Origin of the sequence: Bacteroides finegoldii DSM 17565 (assembly GCF_000156195.1) — a bacterium.
GTDB classification, from domain to species: domain Bacteria; phylum Bacteroidota; class Bacteroidia; order Bacteroidales; family Bacteroidaceae; genus Bacteroides; species Bacteroides finegoldii.
Genome location: NZ_GG688345.1, coordinates 1 through 17,079 on the forward strand (window position 1 = coordinate 1; position 17,079 = coordinate 17,079).

Annotated in this window: 12 protein-coding genes, 1 rRNA gene and 1 pseudogene; 10 read left to right on the top strand and 4 right to left on the bottom strand. The window is 41.1% G+C overall.

Translation table 11 applies throughout. From position 1 onward, the window contains the following. Positions 1 to 84: 84 nt before the first annotated feature. Positions 85 to 195: ribosomal RNA gene (gene rrf / locus BACFIN_RS00180) — 5S ribosomal RNA — on the top strand. 74 nt (positions 196 to 269) lie between these two features. Here the strand turns inward: rrf and BACFIN_RS00175 are convergent. Both BACFIN_RS00175 and BACFIN_RS00170 read right to left on the bottom strand, forming a co-directional pair. Next, on the bottom strand, positions 270 to 2,060 hold the full coding sequence (locus BACFIN_RS00175) for a glycoside hydrolase family 15 protein (protein WP_004323567.1): 1,791 nt from the start codon (positions 2,058 to 2,060) through the stop codon (positions 270 to 272). A 12-nt stretch (positions 2,061 to 2,072) separates the two neighbouring features. After that, positions 2,073 to 4,346 carry a bifunctional alpha,alpha-trehalose-phosphate synthase (UDP-forming)/trehalose-phosphatase gene (locus BACFIN_RS00170; RefSeq protein WP_007758343.1) on the bottom strand — a complete coding sequence of 758 codons (2,274 nt, stop codon included), beginning with the start codon at positions 4,344 to 4,346 and terminating at the stop codon, positions 2,073 to 2,075. A 448-nt stretch (positions 4,347 to 4,794) separates the two neighbouring features. On the opposite strand from BACFIN_RS00170, the gene BACFIN_RS23940 reads away from it, so the two are divergent. The 9 genes from BACFIN_RS23940 (at position 4,795) to guaA (ending at position 14,242) form a co-directional block, all read left to right on the top strand. Next, entirely contained in the window at positions 4,795 to 4,875 is an 81-nt protein-coding gene (locus BACFIN_RS23940) for a potassium-transporting ATPase subunit F (protein ID WP_073343870.1), read from the top strand. A gap of 31 nt (positions 4,876 to 4,906) precedes the next feature. Beyond that, on the top strand, positions 4,907 to 6,613 hold the full coding sequence (kdpA, locus tag BACFIN_RS00165; RefSeq protein WP_007758344.1) for a potassium-transporting ATPase subunit KdpA: 1,707 nt from the start codon (positions 4,907 to 4,909) through the stop codon (positions 6,611 to 6,613). 18 nt (positions 6,614 to 6,631) lie between these two features. Next, on the top strand, positions 6,632 to 8,665 hold the full coding sequence (kdpB, locus tag BACFIN_RS00160; protein WP_007758345.1) for a potassium-transporting ATPase subunit KdpB: 2,034 nt from the start codon (positions 6,632 to 6,634) through the stop codon (positions 8,663 to 8,665). Positions 8,666 to 8,681: 16 nt separating this feature from the next. Then, positions 8,682 to 9,254, top strand: a complete 573-nt coding sequence (locus BACFIN_RS00155) for a K(+)-transporting ATPase subunit C (protein WP_004306397.1) — start codon at positions 8,682 to 8,684, stop codon at positions 9,252 to 9,254. After that, positions 9,255 to 9,389: a hypothetical protein gene (locus BACFIN_RS23655; protein WP_007758346.1), complete on the top strand. Its 135-nt coding sequence runs from the start codon at positions 9,255 to 9,257 to the stop codon at positions 9,387 to 9,389. Next, complete coding sequence (locus tag BACFIN_RS00150; RefSeq protein ID WP_004306399.1) at positions 9,373 to 10,137, top strand: TorF family putative porin; 765 nt, start codon at positions 9,373 to 9,375, stop codon at positions 10,135 to 10,137. Before BACFIN_RS23655 ends, BACFIN_RS00150 begins: the two co-directional genes overlap by 17 nt. A gap of 84 nt (positions 10,138 to 10,221) precedes the next feature. Next, positions 10,222 to 11,352, top strand: a complete 1,131-nt coding sequence (locus BACFIN_RS00145; RefSeq protein ID WP_004309023.1) for a sensor protein KdpD — start codon at positions 10,222 to 10,224, stop codon at positions 11,350 to 11,352. Positions 11,353 to 11,371: 19 nt separating this feature from the next. Next, positions 11,372 to 12,811, top strand: coding sequence for a HAMP domain-containing sensor histidine kinase (locus BACFIN_RS00140; protein WP_032840003.1), 1,440 nt, complete (start codon positions 11,372 to 11,374; stop codon positions 12,809 to 12,811). A 123-nt stretch (positions 12,812 to 12,934) separates the two neighbouring features. Then, a complete protein-coding gene (guaA, locus tag BACFIN_RS00135; RefSeq protein ID WP_007758350.1) occupies positions 12,935 to 14,242 on the top strand; it encodes a glutamine-hydrolyzing GMP synthase in 1,308 nt (435 codons plus the stop codon). A gap of 99 nt (positions 14,243 to 14,341) precedes the next feature. Here guaA and BACFIN_RS0220350 read toward each other — a convergent pair. Together BACFIN_RS0220350 and BACFIN_RS00130 are read right to left on the bottom strand one after the other, a co-directional pair. Then, a pseudogene (locus BACFIN_RS0220350) lies at positions 14,342 to 14,731 on the bottom strand (ISL3 family transposase); the annotation flags it as partial. 735 nt (positions 14,732 to 15,466) lie between these two features. After that, complete coding sequence (locus tag BACFIN_RS00130) at positions 15,467 to 16,372, bottom strand: IS982 family transposase (protein ID WP_007758356.1); 906 nt, start codon at positions 16,370 to 16,372, stop codon at positions 15,467 to 15,469. Between the last annotated feature and the right edge of the window lie 707 nt (positions 16,373 to 17,079).

Genomic DNA, 17,079 nt, shown 5'->3' on the forward strand with positions numbered 1-17,079 from the left:
CTTGTACGGGGCGCGATATATACGTTTAGCTTGCTAGACACTGAAGTTTTACTTTTCATCATGTCATAACCTTATTGAATTTCTTCAGGTGGTTATAGCACGAGGGTTCCACCTCTTCCCATTCCGAACAGAGAAGTTAAGCCTCGTCACGCCGATGGTACTGCGTAACAGTGGGAGAGTAGGTAGCCGCCGTTTTTAGAGAAGCCCCTTGATTCATTTTGAGTCAAGGGGCTTTCTGTTTTTTTATCACTTCTGAATTAGGGCCTTCTCTAAGGCCGGATAAAAGATAACCTCTTCTCTTCTTCTGCAAATAAAATAGCTGTATTTACTAATGCTAGATGTGAATATGCCTGCGGGAAGTTGCCCAACTGTTCTTTGGTTTCGAAATCAATATCTTCACTAAACAATCCGAGGTGATTGGAATATTTCAGAACTTCGTCAAACAGGCAGCGTGCTTCTTCTTTATGGCCGGTTACAAACAATGCCCGTATAAGCCAGAATGTACAAATCGTAAAAGCAGAAGTAGGCAACCCAAAATCGTCTTTGCTGTTATAGCGATACATAAGTCCTTTATGGAAAAGGGCTTTCTTGACTGCTTCCACTGTTTTATGATAGCGTATATCATCTGCTTCTATAAATCCATAGGGTTCCATCAATAGTAATGAGGAATCCATTGCTTGATTATTATATGTCTGTGTGAAGCTTTGAAGTTCCTTATTCCAGCCATATTTCATCACATCTTTCTTTATTTTTTCGGCTTCCAGTTGCCAACGTTCGCTATAATTATATTTGTTAAGCATTTGAGCGATTTTAGCTCCGCGATCTAAAGCTACCCAACACATCACTTTGGAAGAAACAAAGTGTTGTCCTTCTCCCCGGATCTCCCAGATTCCCTTATCGGGCTTTCTCCAGTTTTCTACTACTTTTGCTAAAATGGTCTTTACCATTTCCCACATGTCTTCAATTTCATCCAGTGTGCCGGGCATGAGGCGATAATATTGGTAAATCAGGTCCATCAGGTAACCAAAAGAGTCGTTTTGTTTCTGATGGTATGCATCATTTCCTATTCGTACAGGTTTGGAGTTCTTATAACCGGATAGATGGTCGAGTATCACTTCGGTTAGTTGGTGCTCGCCCCGGATGCCATACATAATTTGATAATCATGTTTGGAAACGAATGTGGATTGGATAAATTTCATAAAGCGTTTGGCTGCACCGGTATGTCCGATTTGAAACATGGTTTCGATGGACATGGAAGCATCCCGAAGCCAGCAGAAACGATAATCCCAGTTGCGCACTTCTCCTACAGCTTCCGGAAGGCTTGTCGTTAGTGCTGCCAGCACAGCTCCGTTGTGGTAGGACATTAGTTTCAGAACCAATAAACTCCGTTCGATTACGTCATTATATAGAGTGTATTTCTTGCTTCTGTCTGTCCAGTTCAGCCAATATACCAGCGTACGGCAATATTCTATTTTCTCCCTTTCTATGTCGATTGGGATCACTTTCTCGTTATAGGAGAGCAGGAGAAATTCGTCTTTCTCAAGAATGATTTCTTTTTTCTCTTTGATGTCCTGAAGAGACAGGGAAGCATATAAATATTGTCTGTCCTTGTTGTCAAAGGAGCAGTAGGATTCGATATACTGTGGAGTGATATTAAGGATCACTTGTCCCTGCGCATAGTTCGGGGCCGGATGATAGTTGATCTTGAAACGCGGTTTCCCTTTTATCCAATGTATGTAGCGGTATAATTCGGCAGGTAAATAATGCCCTGTTTCGTCTTGTGAACGATAGCAGGGCATATAGTCGAGCACTACGAATTCTCCTTCATCGGAGGAGAATTGGGTAGAAAGAATATTGGTGTGGGGGACATAATTTTGTGTGATGCGATAGTCTCCGGAAACTTCGAATCCGAAAGCTCCTCCTTTCTCCCGGTCGAGCATACTGGCAAAAATAGAAGGAGAATCGAAATCGGGAAAACAGAGCCATTCGATATTTCCGTTCTGCGAAATGAGAGCTGCCGTTCGGCAGTTACCTATCACTCCATAATTTAAATTATTCATATTGATTGCTTTTTATTGAGTTTTTAATAGATCTTTGAGAAAGTCGAAAGCGAAAGTCAGGCGATTCTTAATACTTCCTTCTTTTGTGGCAGTTTTTTGTTTGCCTAGTAAAGACCGTAAGAAAGGAAGTACGTCAGATTGGGCAGACAGGTGATAGTTGGCGGCTTCGGATACGCTACCTATTTTAATGGCGATAGCGCTCTTCGGTAATGCCTGAAACATATCTTCATCTGTAGTGTCGTCTCCCATCGCTATAACAAAATCATAACGTCTGTTGGCTAGCAGACGACCCACCTCGGAACCTTTATTGCAATCCGGTGATTTGATTTCGATCACTTTATTTCCTTGTAGAATTTGTAGTTTCTGCCGGGTACAGAGCGAAATCAGCGTGTTGACGAGTTGTTGGGCTCTTAATGTGCCGAGCCATGCGTCACTTTCACGATAATGCCATGCCAGGGCAGTTTCCTTCACTTCCAGATGGGAACGGGGAGTACGGTCTACAAACATTTGAAGAATAGAGAGAATACCTGCTCCCCATTCTATCTTCTTTATGTTTTTATGCCAAACCCCGTTCTCTTTGTAGAAAGCCCCATGTTCGGCAGCCATAGACACAGGAAGGGAGCCAAGCCATTTTTCTAATGTAAAGTGATCCCGCCCGCTATTGATAACAATATGATTGGCGGGATCGCTAGCCAGTTGTTGTAGAATAGAAATGAGTTCCGGTGTAGGTTGTGCATCCTCGGGACGTGGTTTGAGAGCCGTCAGTGTACCATCATAGTCCAGCAGAATCAGGCGTTGTTTGGCTTGGTTATACTTGAGCTTGATTTGTGCGATGGTGGCAGCTACGATGCGTTTTTTCCGTAACATATCATTTTTCATACATGTCGCGTTCAGTTCATTGACAAAGTCGGCTGCCCATTTGTTGACTGTCTGTACGGACAGAATGCTTTGCATACGTTGCAGGCGTTGTTTTTGTTCCTCTTCGGGCATTTCAAGTGCCTGGCAAATAGCATTTTCTATTTGTTCTGTATCGTTCGGGTTGATTTGGATAGCGTCCGTCAATTCTACGGCGGCACCTGCCATTTCGCTAAGGATAAGTACACCGGGATTGTCGCATTTGGTAGCTACGTATTCTTTGGCTACCAGATTCATTCCGTCCCGAAGTGGAGTGACGAGGGCTATGTCGGCCACATAGTACATGGCAGTCAGTTCTTCCAGTGAAAAGCCATGATAGAAATAACAGACGGGAGTCCAGTTCATTGTGGAGTAACGTCCGTTGATTGAGCCGATTTCTTCGTCAATTTTTGTTTTTAGTTCCGCATAACTGCCTACATGGTCGCGTGAAGGGACAATGACCATTGCCAATGTAACTTTACCGTGATATTCAGCATGATGTTCGAGGAAGGTGGCAAAGCCACGAAGACGGTGCAATATGCCTTTGCTGTAATCCAGTCTGTCTACTGACAGGATCAGTTTATGCTCGCCGAAAAGTTTCCGGGTACGTTCAATAGCTTGGTGCACTTCTTTATTTTCCGAGGCCTTATGATAAGATTCATAGTTGATTCCCATTGGTAATGCCTCTACTCTGGTCACCCAGTTGTTGATCTGTACTTCATCCAATTTAAAATCGAGATGTAATACACGTTCTACAGCACTGATGAAATGACGCATATAGTCGTGGGTGTGGAAAGCAATGAAGTCGGCTCCTAATAAGCCTTTCAGTATCTCGGCGCGCTCCGGCAGAATACGAAAAAGTTCGTAGGAAGGGAACGGGATATGATGGAAATATCCGATACAGAGTTCCGGATATATTTTCCTCAACATTCCCGGAAGTAGCATCAACTGATAATCCTGTATCCATACTTTGTCGCCGGGACGTACCAGTCGGCAAATCTCCTCACAGAAAAGACGGTTGACTTGCTGGTAGGATTGCCAAAAACAGTTCTTATATAAGGTATAAGCATAAAAGTAATGGCATAAAGGCCAGATAGTACTGTTACTGTATCCTTCGTAGTAATTTTCAATTTGCTTTTCCGACAAGAAGACCGGATGAAAATTCATTTCCTGTAGTTTCTCGTTAATCTCCTGTTGGTCCTTTTCTTCATTGGCACATATTCCGGGCCAACCTATCCAGTGCTTCTCATAAGAAGTCTGAAGAGAATCCAAACCTGTTGCCAGTCCGCCTTCGCTACGCGAAAATGCGAATTTACCGTTTGTGCCGGCTACTTTGACAGGTAATCTGTTTGCAATAATATAAAGTTTCATATCTATCTCTTTGCAAAGCATATACCAATAGACCTATATTAGTTGTTAATCTCTTATTATCAGTGTATTATAAGTATTATGTTTCCTTCTCTTGCCTTTTCAAAATGAAAATCCCCCTTTCAAAGTGATAATTTGCTTATTTTTTCTCTTCTGAAATTCTGGAAAAGTACAAAGCTTTTCAAAATAGAATCCTTTTTTCAAAATGGAAGGGTATGTTGGATGGATAGAAAGTTTCTTGTGATGTGTATTTTGTTGAATATTAGTCTGTTATCTGTTGTGTGCTTTTTGTGGCACGCATTTGGCATGAAGGGTGGCGAGTAAAAAAATAATAGTAATCATTTAAAAGGTAAAAACATGGGAATAACACTATCATTTATTTTCTGCCTGTTAAGCGGTTTCGCTTGTTTCTGGCTATTTTGGAAATGTGTAGACTGGTTTGAAAATATTTAAAGAAAAAGGAGAATTGATTATGTACACAGCATTATTCGTATTAGGTATTGCGATCTTCGGTTATTTGATGTACGTGCTCGTCAAACCCGAAAAGTTTTAAAGTAACACACACAGTTTAAGGTAAAAAGTATATGAATACAGAAATTTTAGGCGTGGTTGTTCAGATAGCCTTGATGGTGATTCTGGCTTATCCACTGGGAAAATACATTGCTAAGGTCTACAGAGGAGAAAAGACCTGGTCTGATTTTATGGCTCCTATCGAAAGAGTCATTTATAAAGTTTGTGGAATCGACCCCAATGAAGAAATGAACTGGAAACAATTCTTGAAAGCATTGTTGATTTTGAATGCTTTCTGGTTTTTCTGGGGAATGGTACTCTTGGTTTCACAAGGATGGTTGCCCTTAAATCCGGACGGCAACGGACCGCAGACTCCGGATCAGGCATTTAATACCTGTATTAGTTTTATGGTGAACTGTAACTTGCAGCACTATAGCGGTGAAAGCGGACTGACTTATTTTACTCAACTGTTCGTCATCATGCTATTCCAGTTTATTACCGCAGCAACAGGTATGGCTGCTATGGCAGGTATTATGAAGAGTATTGCTGCAAAAACAACCAAAACGATTGGTAACTTCTGGCAATTTCTGGTAATAAGCTGTACACGTATTTTATTGCCTCTTTCTCTGATTGTAGGTTTTATCCTGATTCTTCAGGGAACCCCGATGGGATTTGATGGTAAGATGAAAGTGACTACGATGGAAGGCCAGGAACAAATGGTTTCTCAAGGTCCTACGGCTGCAATTGTTCCTATCAAGCAATTAGGAACGAATGGTGGTGGTTACTTTGGTGTAAACTCTTCTCATCCGTTGGAAAACCCGACTTATCTTACTAATATGGCAGAATGTTGGTCTATCCTGATTATCCCGATGGCGATGGTACTTGCGCTGGGTTTCTATACTCGCAGAAAGAAGTTGGCTTACAGTATATTCGGAGTAATGCTTTTCGCTTTTTTGGTAGGCGTATGTATTAATGTCAGTCAGGAAATGGGCGGTAATCCACGCATTGATGAATTGGGAATTGCGCAGGATAATGGTGCGATGGAAGGTAAAGAAGTTCGTTTGGGGGCCGGAGCAACGGCATTATGGAGTATTGTAACTACTGTAACCTCTAATGGCTCTGTGAATGGTATGCATGATTCTACTATGCCGCTGTCCGGAATGATGGAGATGCTGAATATGCAGATTAACACCTGGTTTGGCGGTGTAGGTGTAGGATGGATGAATTACTATACATTTATTATCATTACAGTGTTTATCAGCGGTTTGATGGTAGGACGTACGCCGGAATTTCTCGGTAAGAAAGTGGAAGCCCGCGAAATGAAAATCGCTACGATTGTAGCTCTGCTTCATCCGTTTGTAATTTTGGTATTTACAGCACTTTCAAGTTATATTTATGTGCACCACCCTGATTTTGTGGAAAGTGAAGGTGGATGGTTGAACAATTTGGGATTCCACGGTTTAAGTGAGCAACTTTACGAGTACACTTCTTGTGCTGCCAATAACGGTTCCGGTTTTGAAGGTTTGGGAGATAATACTTATTTCTGGAATTACACGTGTGGTATCGTTCTGATTTTGAGCCGTTTTATTCCTATCGTCGGACAGGTTGCCATTGCCGGGTTACTGGCACAGAAAAAATTCATTCCGGAAAGTGCCGGCACATTGAAGACCGATACTTTGACTTTCGGAGTCATGACATTTGTGGTTATCTTCATTATTGCTGCGCTGTCATTCTTCCCGGTACATGCATTGAGCACAATTGCTGAACATTTAAGTTTGTAATACTGAATTAGAGAAGATATGAAAGATAATAAATCAGCTTCTTTGTTTCCAAAGGAGCAAGTTATAGAAAGTTTGAAACAGTCATTCGTGAAACTGAACCCGCGGATGATGATAAAGAACCCGATTATGTTTACAGTAGAAGTGGCTACAGTGGTCATGCTGCTCGTAACGCTCTACTCCATTGTAAACTCTTCACAAGGTTCGTTTGCTTACAATATTGCCGTGTTTATCATTCTGTTTGTAACCTTGTTGTTTGCCAATTTTGCTGAAGCTATTGCCGAAGCACGTGGTAAAGCACAGGCCGATAGCTTGCGTAAGACTCGTGAAGAGACACCGGCTAAGAAAGTGGAAGGCAATAAAATCGTTACTGTCAGTTCTTCACAGTTGAAGAAAGGAGATGTATTTGTTTGTGAGGCCGGAGACGTGATTCCTTCCGATGGTGAGATTATTGAAGGCTTGGCTTCTATTGATGAAAGTGCTATCACCGGCGAGTCTGCTCCGGTTATTCGTGAGGCAGGTGGCGACAAGAGTTCTGTAACGGGTGGTACGAAGGTATTGTCCGATCATATAAAAGTAATGGTGACTACTCAACCGGGAGAAAGTTTTCTCGACAAGATGATTGCACTGGTAGAAGGTGCTTCCCGCCAGAAAACCCCGAATGAGATTGCGTTGACTATTCTGTTGGCAGGTTTTACGCTTGTTTTCGTCATAGTGTGTATTACCTTGAAACCGTTTGCCGACTATAGTAATACGGTCATCACCATTGCTTCGCTTATTTCTTTGTTTGTGTGTCTGATTCCGACAACTATCGGTGGACTTCTCTCTGCTATCGGTATTGCCGGTATGGACCGCGCGCTTCGTGCCAACGTGATTACTAAATCCGGTAAAGCAGTAGAGACTGCCGGTGATATTGATACGTTGTTGCTGGATAAAACAGGTACTATCACAATCGGTAACCGTAAAGCAACTCATTTCCATACGGCTCCGGGTGTCAATTTGCACGATTTTGTGGAGACTTGTCTGTTGTCTTCCTTGTCCGATGAAACGCCGGAGGGTAAGTCTATCGTAGAACTGGGACGCGAGTCGGGCATCCGTATGCGTAACCTGAATACAACGGGAGCGCGTATGATTAAGTTTACGGCTGAAACTAAATGTTCGGGAGTAGACTTGGCAGATGGAACACAGATTCGTAAAGGTGCTTTCGATGCTATCCGTAAGATGGTGGAAGGTGAAGGAAATGAATTTCCGAAAGAAGTGGAAGAGATCATCTCTTCTATCTCTAGCAATGGTGGTACGCCGTTGGTAGTATGTGTAAACAAGAAAGTGACCGGTGTCATTGAGTTGCAGGATATTATCAAACCGGGTATTCAGGAACGTTTCGAACGTCTGCGTAAGATGGGAGTGAAGACGGTCATGGTGACAGGGGATAACCCGTTAACTGCAAAATATATTGCTGAAAAAGCCGGTGTGGATGATTTTATCGCTGAAGCTAAACCGGAAGATAAGATGGAATATATCAAGAAGGAACAGCAGGCTGGTAAATTGGTTGCAATGATGGGAGACGGAACGAACGATGCTCCTGCTCTGGCACAAGCCAATGTGGGTGTAGCCATGAATAGCGGTACACAGGCAGCAAAGGAAGCCGGTAATATGGTCGACTTGGATAACGATCCGACGAAATTGATTGAGATTGTGGAAATCGGTAAACAATTGTTGATGACACGTGGTACGCTGACTACTTTCTCTATTGCCAATGACGTGGCCAAATATTTCGCAATTGTTCCTGCCTTGTTTATGATTGCTATTCCTGAACTGGCTGCTCTGAATATCATGCATCTGCATAGTCCTGAAAGCGCCATTCTTTCGGCAGTCATTTTTAATGCGATTATTATTCCGATTCTGATTCCGCTGGCTTTGCGTGGTGTGCAATACAAACCGATAGGTGCAAGTGCTTTGCTTCGCCGTAATCTGCTGATCTATGGTGTGGGTGGTGTGATTGCTCCTTTCGTGGGAATCAAATTGATAGATTTAGTAGTAGGTTTATTCTTTTAATTAAAAAACAATAGCAATGAAAACTTTATTGAAGTCATTAAAAATAACACTTGCTTTTTGTGTCTTTTTCTCTGTGTTCTATATCCTTATCCTGTGGGTGTTCGCACAGGTAGCAGGTCCTAATAAAGGAAATGCCGAGGTGGCTACGCTGGATGGGAAAGTAGTGGGAGCAGCCAATGTGGGTCAGATGTTTACAAAAGATATTTATTTCTGGGGACGTCCTTCTTCTGCCGGTGACGGGTATGATGCGACGAGTTCCGCAGGTAGTAATAAAGGGCCTACGAATCAAGAATATCTGGATGAAGTGAAAGCGCGTATTGATACCTTCCTTGTACATCATCCTTATTTGAATCGTGCGGATGTGCCTGCCGAAATGGTTACGGCCAGTGGTTCGGGACTGGATCCTAATATCACTCCTCAATGTGCGTATGTACAAGTGAAGAGAGTAGCACAAGCACGTGGATTAACAGAAAAACAAGTAAGAGCGATTGTTGATAAAAGCATAGAAAAACCGTTTTTGGGGTTGTTGGGAACAGAAAAGGTGAATGTCTTGAAATTGAATATCGCTTTAGAGGAAAGCAATAAGTAGATGAAGATTGAGCAGCGTTCCTGTCCGGACCGTTTGGGTTATGCCGCGGTTCAAATTAACAAGGTTGGATGGGGCGCTGCTTTTTTACAGGAACATAAAATAGAATTAGATAAAAAGTATGAAAAGTTTTTTTAGTAAAAAGAGTATTTTAGGAACAATGGCTGTAGCAGCCGTATGTATGTTGGGAACTAGCAATGCACAAGCACAAGAGTTTACTATACAAGGTGATTTGGTAAGTTCGTATGTATGGCGTGGTATTTATCAGGGGGGAGCCGCTTCCTTTCAGCCGACTTTGGGATTTAGCGTAGGTAATTTCTCGCTTACTGCATGGGGCTCAACCAGTTTGAGTGAGAGTAATAAAGAAATTGACCTAACCGCAGCTTATAAGTTTGGTGAAGCGGGACCGACACTTTCTGTAGCCACTCTTTGGTGGGACGGACAAGCTGATGTGGCTAATGGAGAACTTACCAATAATTATTTCCATTTTAAAAGTGGAGACACCGGACATCATTTTGAAGCAGGGTTAGCTTATACGCTTCCTATTGAAAAGTTCCCGTTATCTATCGCATGGTATACCATGTTTGCCGGTGCTGACAGAAAAACGACTGATGAGGGGGAGGAAAAGCAGGCATACTCTTCTTACGTAGAACTGAATTATCCGTTCAGTGTGAAAGGAGTTGATCTGAATGCTACTTGTGGAGTGGTTCCTTATAAGACTCCGCAGTATAATGTGAATGGGTTTGCAGTGACGAACCTAGCTTTGAAAGCAACGAAAGCAATAAATTTTAATGATAAGTTTTCATTGCCTATATTTGTACAGGCTATATGGAATCCACGTTTGGAGGACGCCCATTTAGTATTTGGCGTAACTTTAAGGCCATAAAATAAACTCATGAATTTTTGTGAAACCCGTGGTGATCGTGATGATTACTACGGGTTAGGATGTTTAAAATAACAGATTGACGTAATGGATGATAGAGAACATAGTGTACAGTATTTTTTGGATCTGATAAAGAAGTCCCACCGGGGCAAATTCAAGGTCTATATCGGTATGATAGCCGGTGTGGGAAAGTCATATCGTATGCTTCAGGAGGCGCATGAACTGCTGGAGAACGGTGTGAACGTGCAAATCGGCTATATCGAAACTCATGGACGCGCCGGGACGGAAGCATTGCTGCAAGGGCTCCCTGTCATTCCGCGTCGCAAAATCTTCTATAAGGGGAAAGAATTGGAAGAAATGGATCTGGATACGATTATCCGTGTCCATCCGGAAATTGTAATTGTGGATGAACTGGCTCATACCAATGTAGAAGGTAGCTTGAACGAGAAACGTTGGCAGGATGTGATAACTTTGCTGGATGAGGGAATCAATGTGATTTCGGCAATCAATATTCAGCACATCGAAAGCGTGAATGAAGAAGTGCAGGAGATTACGGGTATTGAAGTGAAAGAACGGGTGCCCGACAGTGTTCTTCAGGAAGCGGATGAGGTGGTGAATATTGACTTGACGGCAGAGGAGCTGATTGCACGTTTGAAAGCGGGTAAGATATATCGTCCGGAAAAGATTCAGACGGCATTGGATAATTTCTTTCGGACAGAGAATATTCTTCAGTTACGTGAGTTGGCTTTGAAGGAAGTAGCGTTGCGGGTAGAAAAAAAGGTGGAGAATGAGGTGGTGATGGGAGTAGCCGTCGGACTCCGGCATGAGAAGTTTATGGCTTGTATCAGTAGTCATGAGAAAACACCCCGGCGGATTATCAGAAAGGCGGCAAAGTTGGCAACCCGGTATAATACTACTTTTATAGCCCTGTATGTTCAGACTCCGAAAGAGAGTATGGATAGAATTGATCTAGCCAGTCAACGGTATCTGTTGAATCATTTTAAGCTCGTGGCGGAACTTGGGGGAGAGGTGGTGCAGGTGCAGTCGAAGGATATTTTGGGGAGCATCGTCAAGGTTTGTAAAGAGAAACAGATATCGACTGTTTGCATGGGAACTCCTAATTTAAGGTTGCCATACGCTATTTGTTCTATACTGGGATATAGAAAGTTTTTAAATAATTTGTCACAAGCTAATGTAGATTTGATTATACTTGCATAATATTAATCGTATGAACGTTATGAATATTAAAACGAAACTGATTCTCGGTATCGGAATGCTGGCCGGAATGATTATTTTGCTGGTAACACTTTCAGTTGTGAATCTTCAAATTCTGACAGCGACAGAACCTGATAGTCCTGCTGCTATGCCCGGATTGGAACGTGCTTTGTTATGGATTTCCGTAACGGGAGGAATCTGTATCTTGACCGGACTGATATTGCTTTATTGGTTGCCCCGTACTATCAGCAAGCCTATTAAAGAGCTGAAAGAGGGAATTCTTGAAATAGCCAATCATAATTATGAGAAGCGTCTGCAGATGAATAATAATGAAGAATTCCGGGATGTGGCGGATAGTTTTAACCGGATGGCGGAGCGTTTGACCGAATATCGTGCCAGTACTTTGTCGGATATTCTTTCTGCAAAGAAATTTATTGAAGCAATTGTAAACAGTATAGATGATCCGGTGATCGGCTTGAATATGGAGCGTGAAATTCTGTTTATCAATGAGGAAGCACTCAATGTCTTGAATCTGAAACGGGAGAATGTGATTCGTCAATCGGCGGAGGAACTGGCTTTGAAGAATGACCTGTTGCGGCGGTTGATCCGTGAACTGGTGACGCCAAGCGAGCAGAAGGAACCATTGAAGATATATGCTGACGACAAAGAGAGTTACTTTAAGGCCTCTTATGTCCCTATCATTAATACGGAGGCTGAAAAAGGGGAACCCCGCAAACTGGGTGATGTTATTTTATTAAAGAATATCACGGAATTTAAGGAACTGGATTCTGCCAAGACTACATTTATCTCGACGATATCTCATGAACTGAAGACTCCGATTGCTGCTATTATGATGAGCCTCCAGCTGTTGGAAGATAAGCGTGTCGGTGCATTGAATGATGAACAGGAGCAACTGTCTAAGAGTATCAAGGAGAATAGCGAGCGTTTGTTGAGTATCACCGGAGAATTGCTTAACATGACCCAGGTGGAAGCCGGAAAACTACAGTTTATGCCGAAGATCACCAAACCGATTGAGTTGATCGAATATGCGATCAAAGCTAATCAGGTGCAAGCGGATAAGTTTAATATCCAGATAGAAGTGGAATATCCGGAAGAGAAAATCGGCAAACTCTTTGTCGACAGTGAAAAGATTGCCTGGGTATTGACAAATCTGCTAAGTAATGCTATCCGTTATTCTAAAGAAAACGGGCGTGTGATTATCGGTGCCAAACAGGATGAAAATATGATCGAACTCTATGTTCAGGATTTTGGAAAGGGTATCGACCCGCGTTATCACAAAAGCATCTTCGACCGTTATTTCCGTGTACCCGGAACGAAAGTACAAGGCAGTGGCTTGGGATTATCTATTTCGAAGGATTTTGTGGAAGCTCATGGTGGTACGCTGACGGTAGAGAGTGAATTGGGGAAGGGAAGTCGGTTTGTGATGCGGTTGAAAGCATAAAAATAAATGTCTTTTTGGCGAATCAATATATTGTAGCGTCTTTTAAAATATTTATATTTGCAGGTGAATTGAAACTAAGGTCAAACTATTGGCTATATAAAAACTTAAAAGAACCAGAATCAGATGAAACAGGACATGATTGTTATCCTTGACTTGGGTAGTCACGAGAATACGGTATTGGCTCGCGCCATCCGTGCATTAGGAGTTTATAGTGAGATTTATCCTCACGACATCACCGTAGAAGAACTGAAAGCATTGCCCAACGTAAAGGGTATTATTATCAATGGCGGACCGAATAATGTGATTGATGGCGTTGCCATTGACGTAAATCCGGCTATTTATACAATGGGACTTCCTGTTATGGCTGCCGGTCATGATAAAGCGATTTGCACTGTGAAATTGCCGGAATTTACAGATGATATCGAGGCTATTAAGGAGGCTGTAAAGTCTTTCGTATTTGATACCTGCAAAGCGGAAGCTAACTGGAATATGACAAACTTTGTGAACGACCAGATAGAACTGATTAAGCGTCAGGTTGGCGATAAAAAGGTATTGTTGGCTTTGTCAGGTGGTGTTGACAGCTCTGTGGTTGCTGCTTTGCTTCTGAAAGCAATTGGTGATAACTTGGTGTGCGTGCATGTCAATCATGGTTTGATGCGTAGAGGGGAATCTGAGGATGTGGTTGAAGTTTTCAGCAATCAGTTAAAGGCAAATCTTATTTATGTGGATGCTACAGACCGTTTCCTGAATAAATTAGCAGGAGTGGCGGACCCTGAACAAAAACGTAAAATCATCGGTGGTGAATTTATTCGTGTGTTCGAGGAAGAAGCACGTAAGTTGGACGGTATCGATTTCTTGGGGCAGGGTACTATTTACCCGGATATTGTGGAAAGTGGAACGAAGACTGCCAAAATGGTGAAGTCGCACCATAATGTAGGTGGTTTGCCGGAGGACCTCAAGTTTGAATTGGTAGAACCGTTGCGTCAATTGTTCAAGGATGAAGTTCGTGCTTGTGGACTGGAGTTGGGCTTACCGTACGAAATGGTTTATCGCCAACCTTTCCCGGGACCAGGTTTGGGAGTGCGTTGTTTGGGAGCTATTACACGTGACCGTCTGGAGGCTGTGCGTGAATCTGACGCTATTCTGCGTGAAGAATTCCGAATTGCAGGATTGGACAAGAAAGTATGGCAATACTTTACAGTAGTTCCTGATTTCAAATCCGTGGGTGTGCGTGATAATGCTCGCTCTTTTGATTGGCCGGTAATTATTCGTGCAGTCAATACGGTAGATGCTATGACAGCTACCATCGAACCGATAGATTGGCCTATTCTGATGAAAATTACAGACCGAATTCTGAAAGAAGTGAAGAATGTAAATCGTGTCTGCTATGATATGTCACCGAAACCCAATTCAACCATAGAATGGGAATAAGAAAATAGAGACTAAAATTCAATCAGCCCCGAATGTCGGTATATCCAGCTTTCGGGGCTCAGTTGTAATTTTTGGGGGATTAAGTTTTGTCAATTCCCTTCATGCATATACCTCTGCTAGCCTAAAAAGGAAGAAGCTCATATCCACTACTCCTCTAAATGATGCCCTAAATGCTTTGATTTTAGCATTAAATGCTTCCGCTACTGCATTTGTACTCCTGTTCACAAAGAAGTTCAAAATCCTTTCATAATGGTTCTCAATAGAGTTTGCTACTGTTGTGAATGTATCGTATCCATATTCTTCAATCTTATTATACCATAGTGCTAGCTTTGCTCTTGCTACATCCTTGTCATAGTTTGTGGAAAAGATCTTTCCCAACTCCAATGAGTAGTAATATACGTGCTTAATATCTTCAAACTGCTTGAAAAGTAATTCTGCCCTGATTTTCTGGCTCTTGGTCCATTTATCAGGTGATTTAAATAATAAATATTTGCTTCTGGCTAATAATTGCCTGAGTGTATCTCCGTTTTCGAGTTCTTCTGCTTTATGTACTTCCCCTTCTCTTTTGCCGCTTTCATGGCTTTATTCTCCTCTTTTCAACAAGAAAAATATATGATTGAAGACAATTACCGTCTCCATCTCATAAAAATCAAAAATAGAAAAGAGGACTCTGGGGTATATTCTTCGATTGGATAAAGAATTATACAGGATATGCAAGGAAGTGGGCTATGATGATAGGACTCATTTAACAACTTGTAAATTCTATATTTATTAACACAATAAGTTAAAACGGACAATATTTATAAAGGCAGGATTGATATGTATAATGAGGAATTCTGGCAAACAATAAAAGAAGGAGGGGATTATACACCTCCTTCACAGTTTATCTCATCCATTCTGTGATCTTGTTTTTGGCATAGAAATAATAGAAAGCAAGTCCAAGCCAACTCGTAATGATGATTAAAACGATGAACAAAAGTTTTTCTCACCATAGCACCATTCGTTTTCTTTTATGGTAAGAACAAGGCCGATGATCCATATAATAAATCCAATCATAGCTTTATATTCGTTTATTTGTTATATCACCACAAAAGCATAACATTTTTTAATTTCAATAGTATGTACGGACTATTAATATGTTTTTATGAAAATGTTGTTTCTTTTGACAGAATCAAGCCTTCATTATTAACAGATAGTGTATGTTAACGTGAGTTCGAAATAAAATTAGAAAATAGACAGTTGTCCGTTATTGACAAAATTTACGTCAATGGCGGGCTTCTTTTCAAAAAAGCAGTATGCCGCGATAGCCGACAAGGAGTTGGCTATAAAGTTATTGAATGAACGATGTCTGGAGTGTTCTATCTGCGCAATGTTCTTCAATTCGTCATTGACTGTTTCGATCAGGGCTCTTTTTCTGAGTAAAATCTTGTCGGCAATACTCATCAGTGAGTTCCTCATATTGTTTTTAACTTTAGTAACAAGCTGTATGCCATTCAGGAAAAGATTTTCAAACAGAGCCTGACCTATATATCCCTTGTCTGCACATAGTTTTCCTTTGATGTTTTCCAGAAACTTACCTTGCTTCAACGGTTCTCGGTCATCCACGTTTCCAGGCGTGAACATGAAATTGAGGATCTCTCCTTTATCATTGATTATCAGATGCAGCTTGAATCCGAAGAACCATCCCATTGAACATCTTCCACGTTCGGCAAGCCCTTCAAATGTCTTATGAATAAGGATTCTTTGGTTACGACATATACGTAAGGAAGTGGAGTCAACGAAACTGATGCCGGTACAGGTTCCCAGCAGGACTTTTTTGATGAAGATAGTCATGGGAAGCAATACTTCCTTCTCCAGTTCCACAAAACGGTTATAAGAAACCTGACGCGGAAAAAGGTGTTTCAGATGTTTACAGACATATTCTTTGTAGTAATGCTTGAAACAGCGGAAACCACCGGAGTGAAACAGGATGAGAATAACCATAATCTCAGCATCACTCATACGGTTGGGTTTGTTACGATGCTTGGTTTTCTTATACTCAATCATATATTTTTCCTGTTGAAATGTAAATTTCTTGCAAAAATCATCGGCCATACAATAAATCTCTGTAACTTTAGACTTTGGAAACATAGTGGTAATCGTTTAAATGTTATAATTGGACACTATAAATTTAATGATTTTATCGCTATGTTTCTAATTATAAGTGAAATATATTTATTCTTATATCGAACTCACGTTAAATAATAACTCCAATACACAAACACAAAATTTGCCCTGCCATTTTTCCCGTAGCAGGGCTTTCTAATAAAATATATGATTGACTGAAAATTACTTCAATTTTATATCTGAATAGCAGAAAGAACTAGGCTTCCGATATTAACTGTTATATCACCGCTAATACTTTAAAATCCGGTAAGACAAGTAGAATAACCTTTTTTCTTTTCTTTTTTATATTCTCTATATAGGAAATAGAAAATTTTTGGTTGTAAGAGTTATAGATTTACTGTAAGTAGTTGATTATATTCTAATTCATTTATTGTGAAGTAAAGATATTCATATATAGTATCTACCAATTTTCATATTTACCTCCAAACATCATTATTTCAATATCTTCTTTCATTATAATCTATCTATTGTCTTATTTACCTTTCACTTAAATAATCTAAGAACTGAATATCTTAGTTTTGACTTACTACTGTCTTTTTGAAAATGGAAATATTACTTTGCATCAATAATACGATCAATTCTTTCTTGTTCTTTCTTTACAAACTCATATAATTCGGGTTCGAGAGCCAGTTTGTGAGTTTGAATTTGGCTGGATATTACTGATTCAAAAA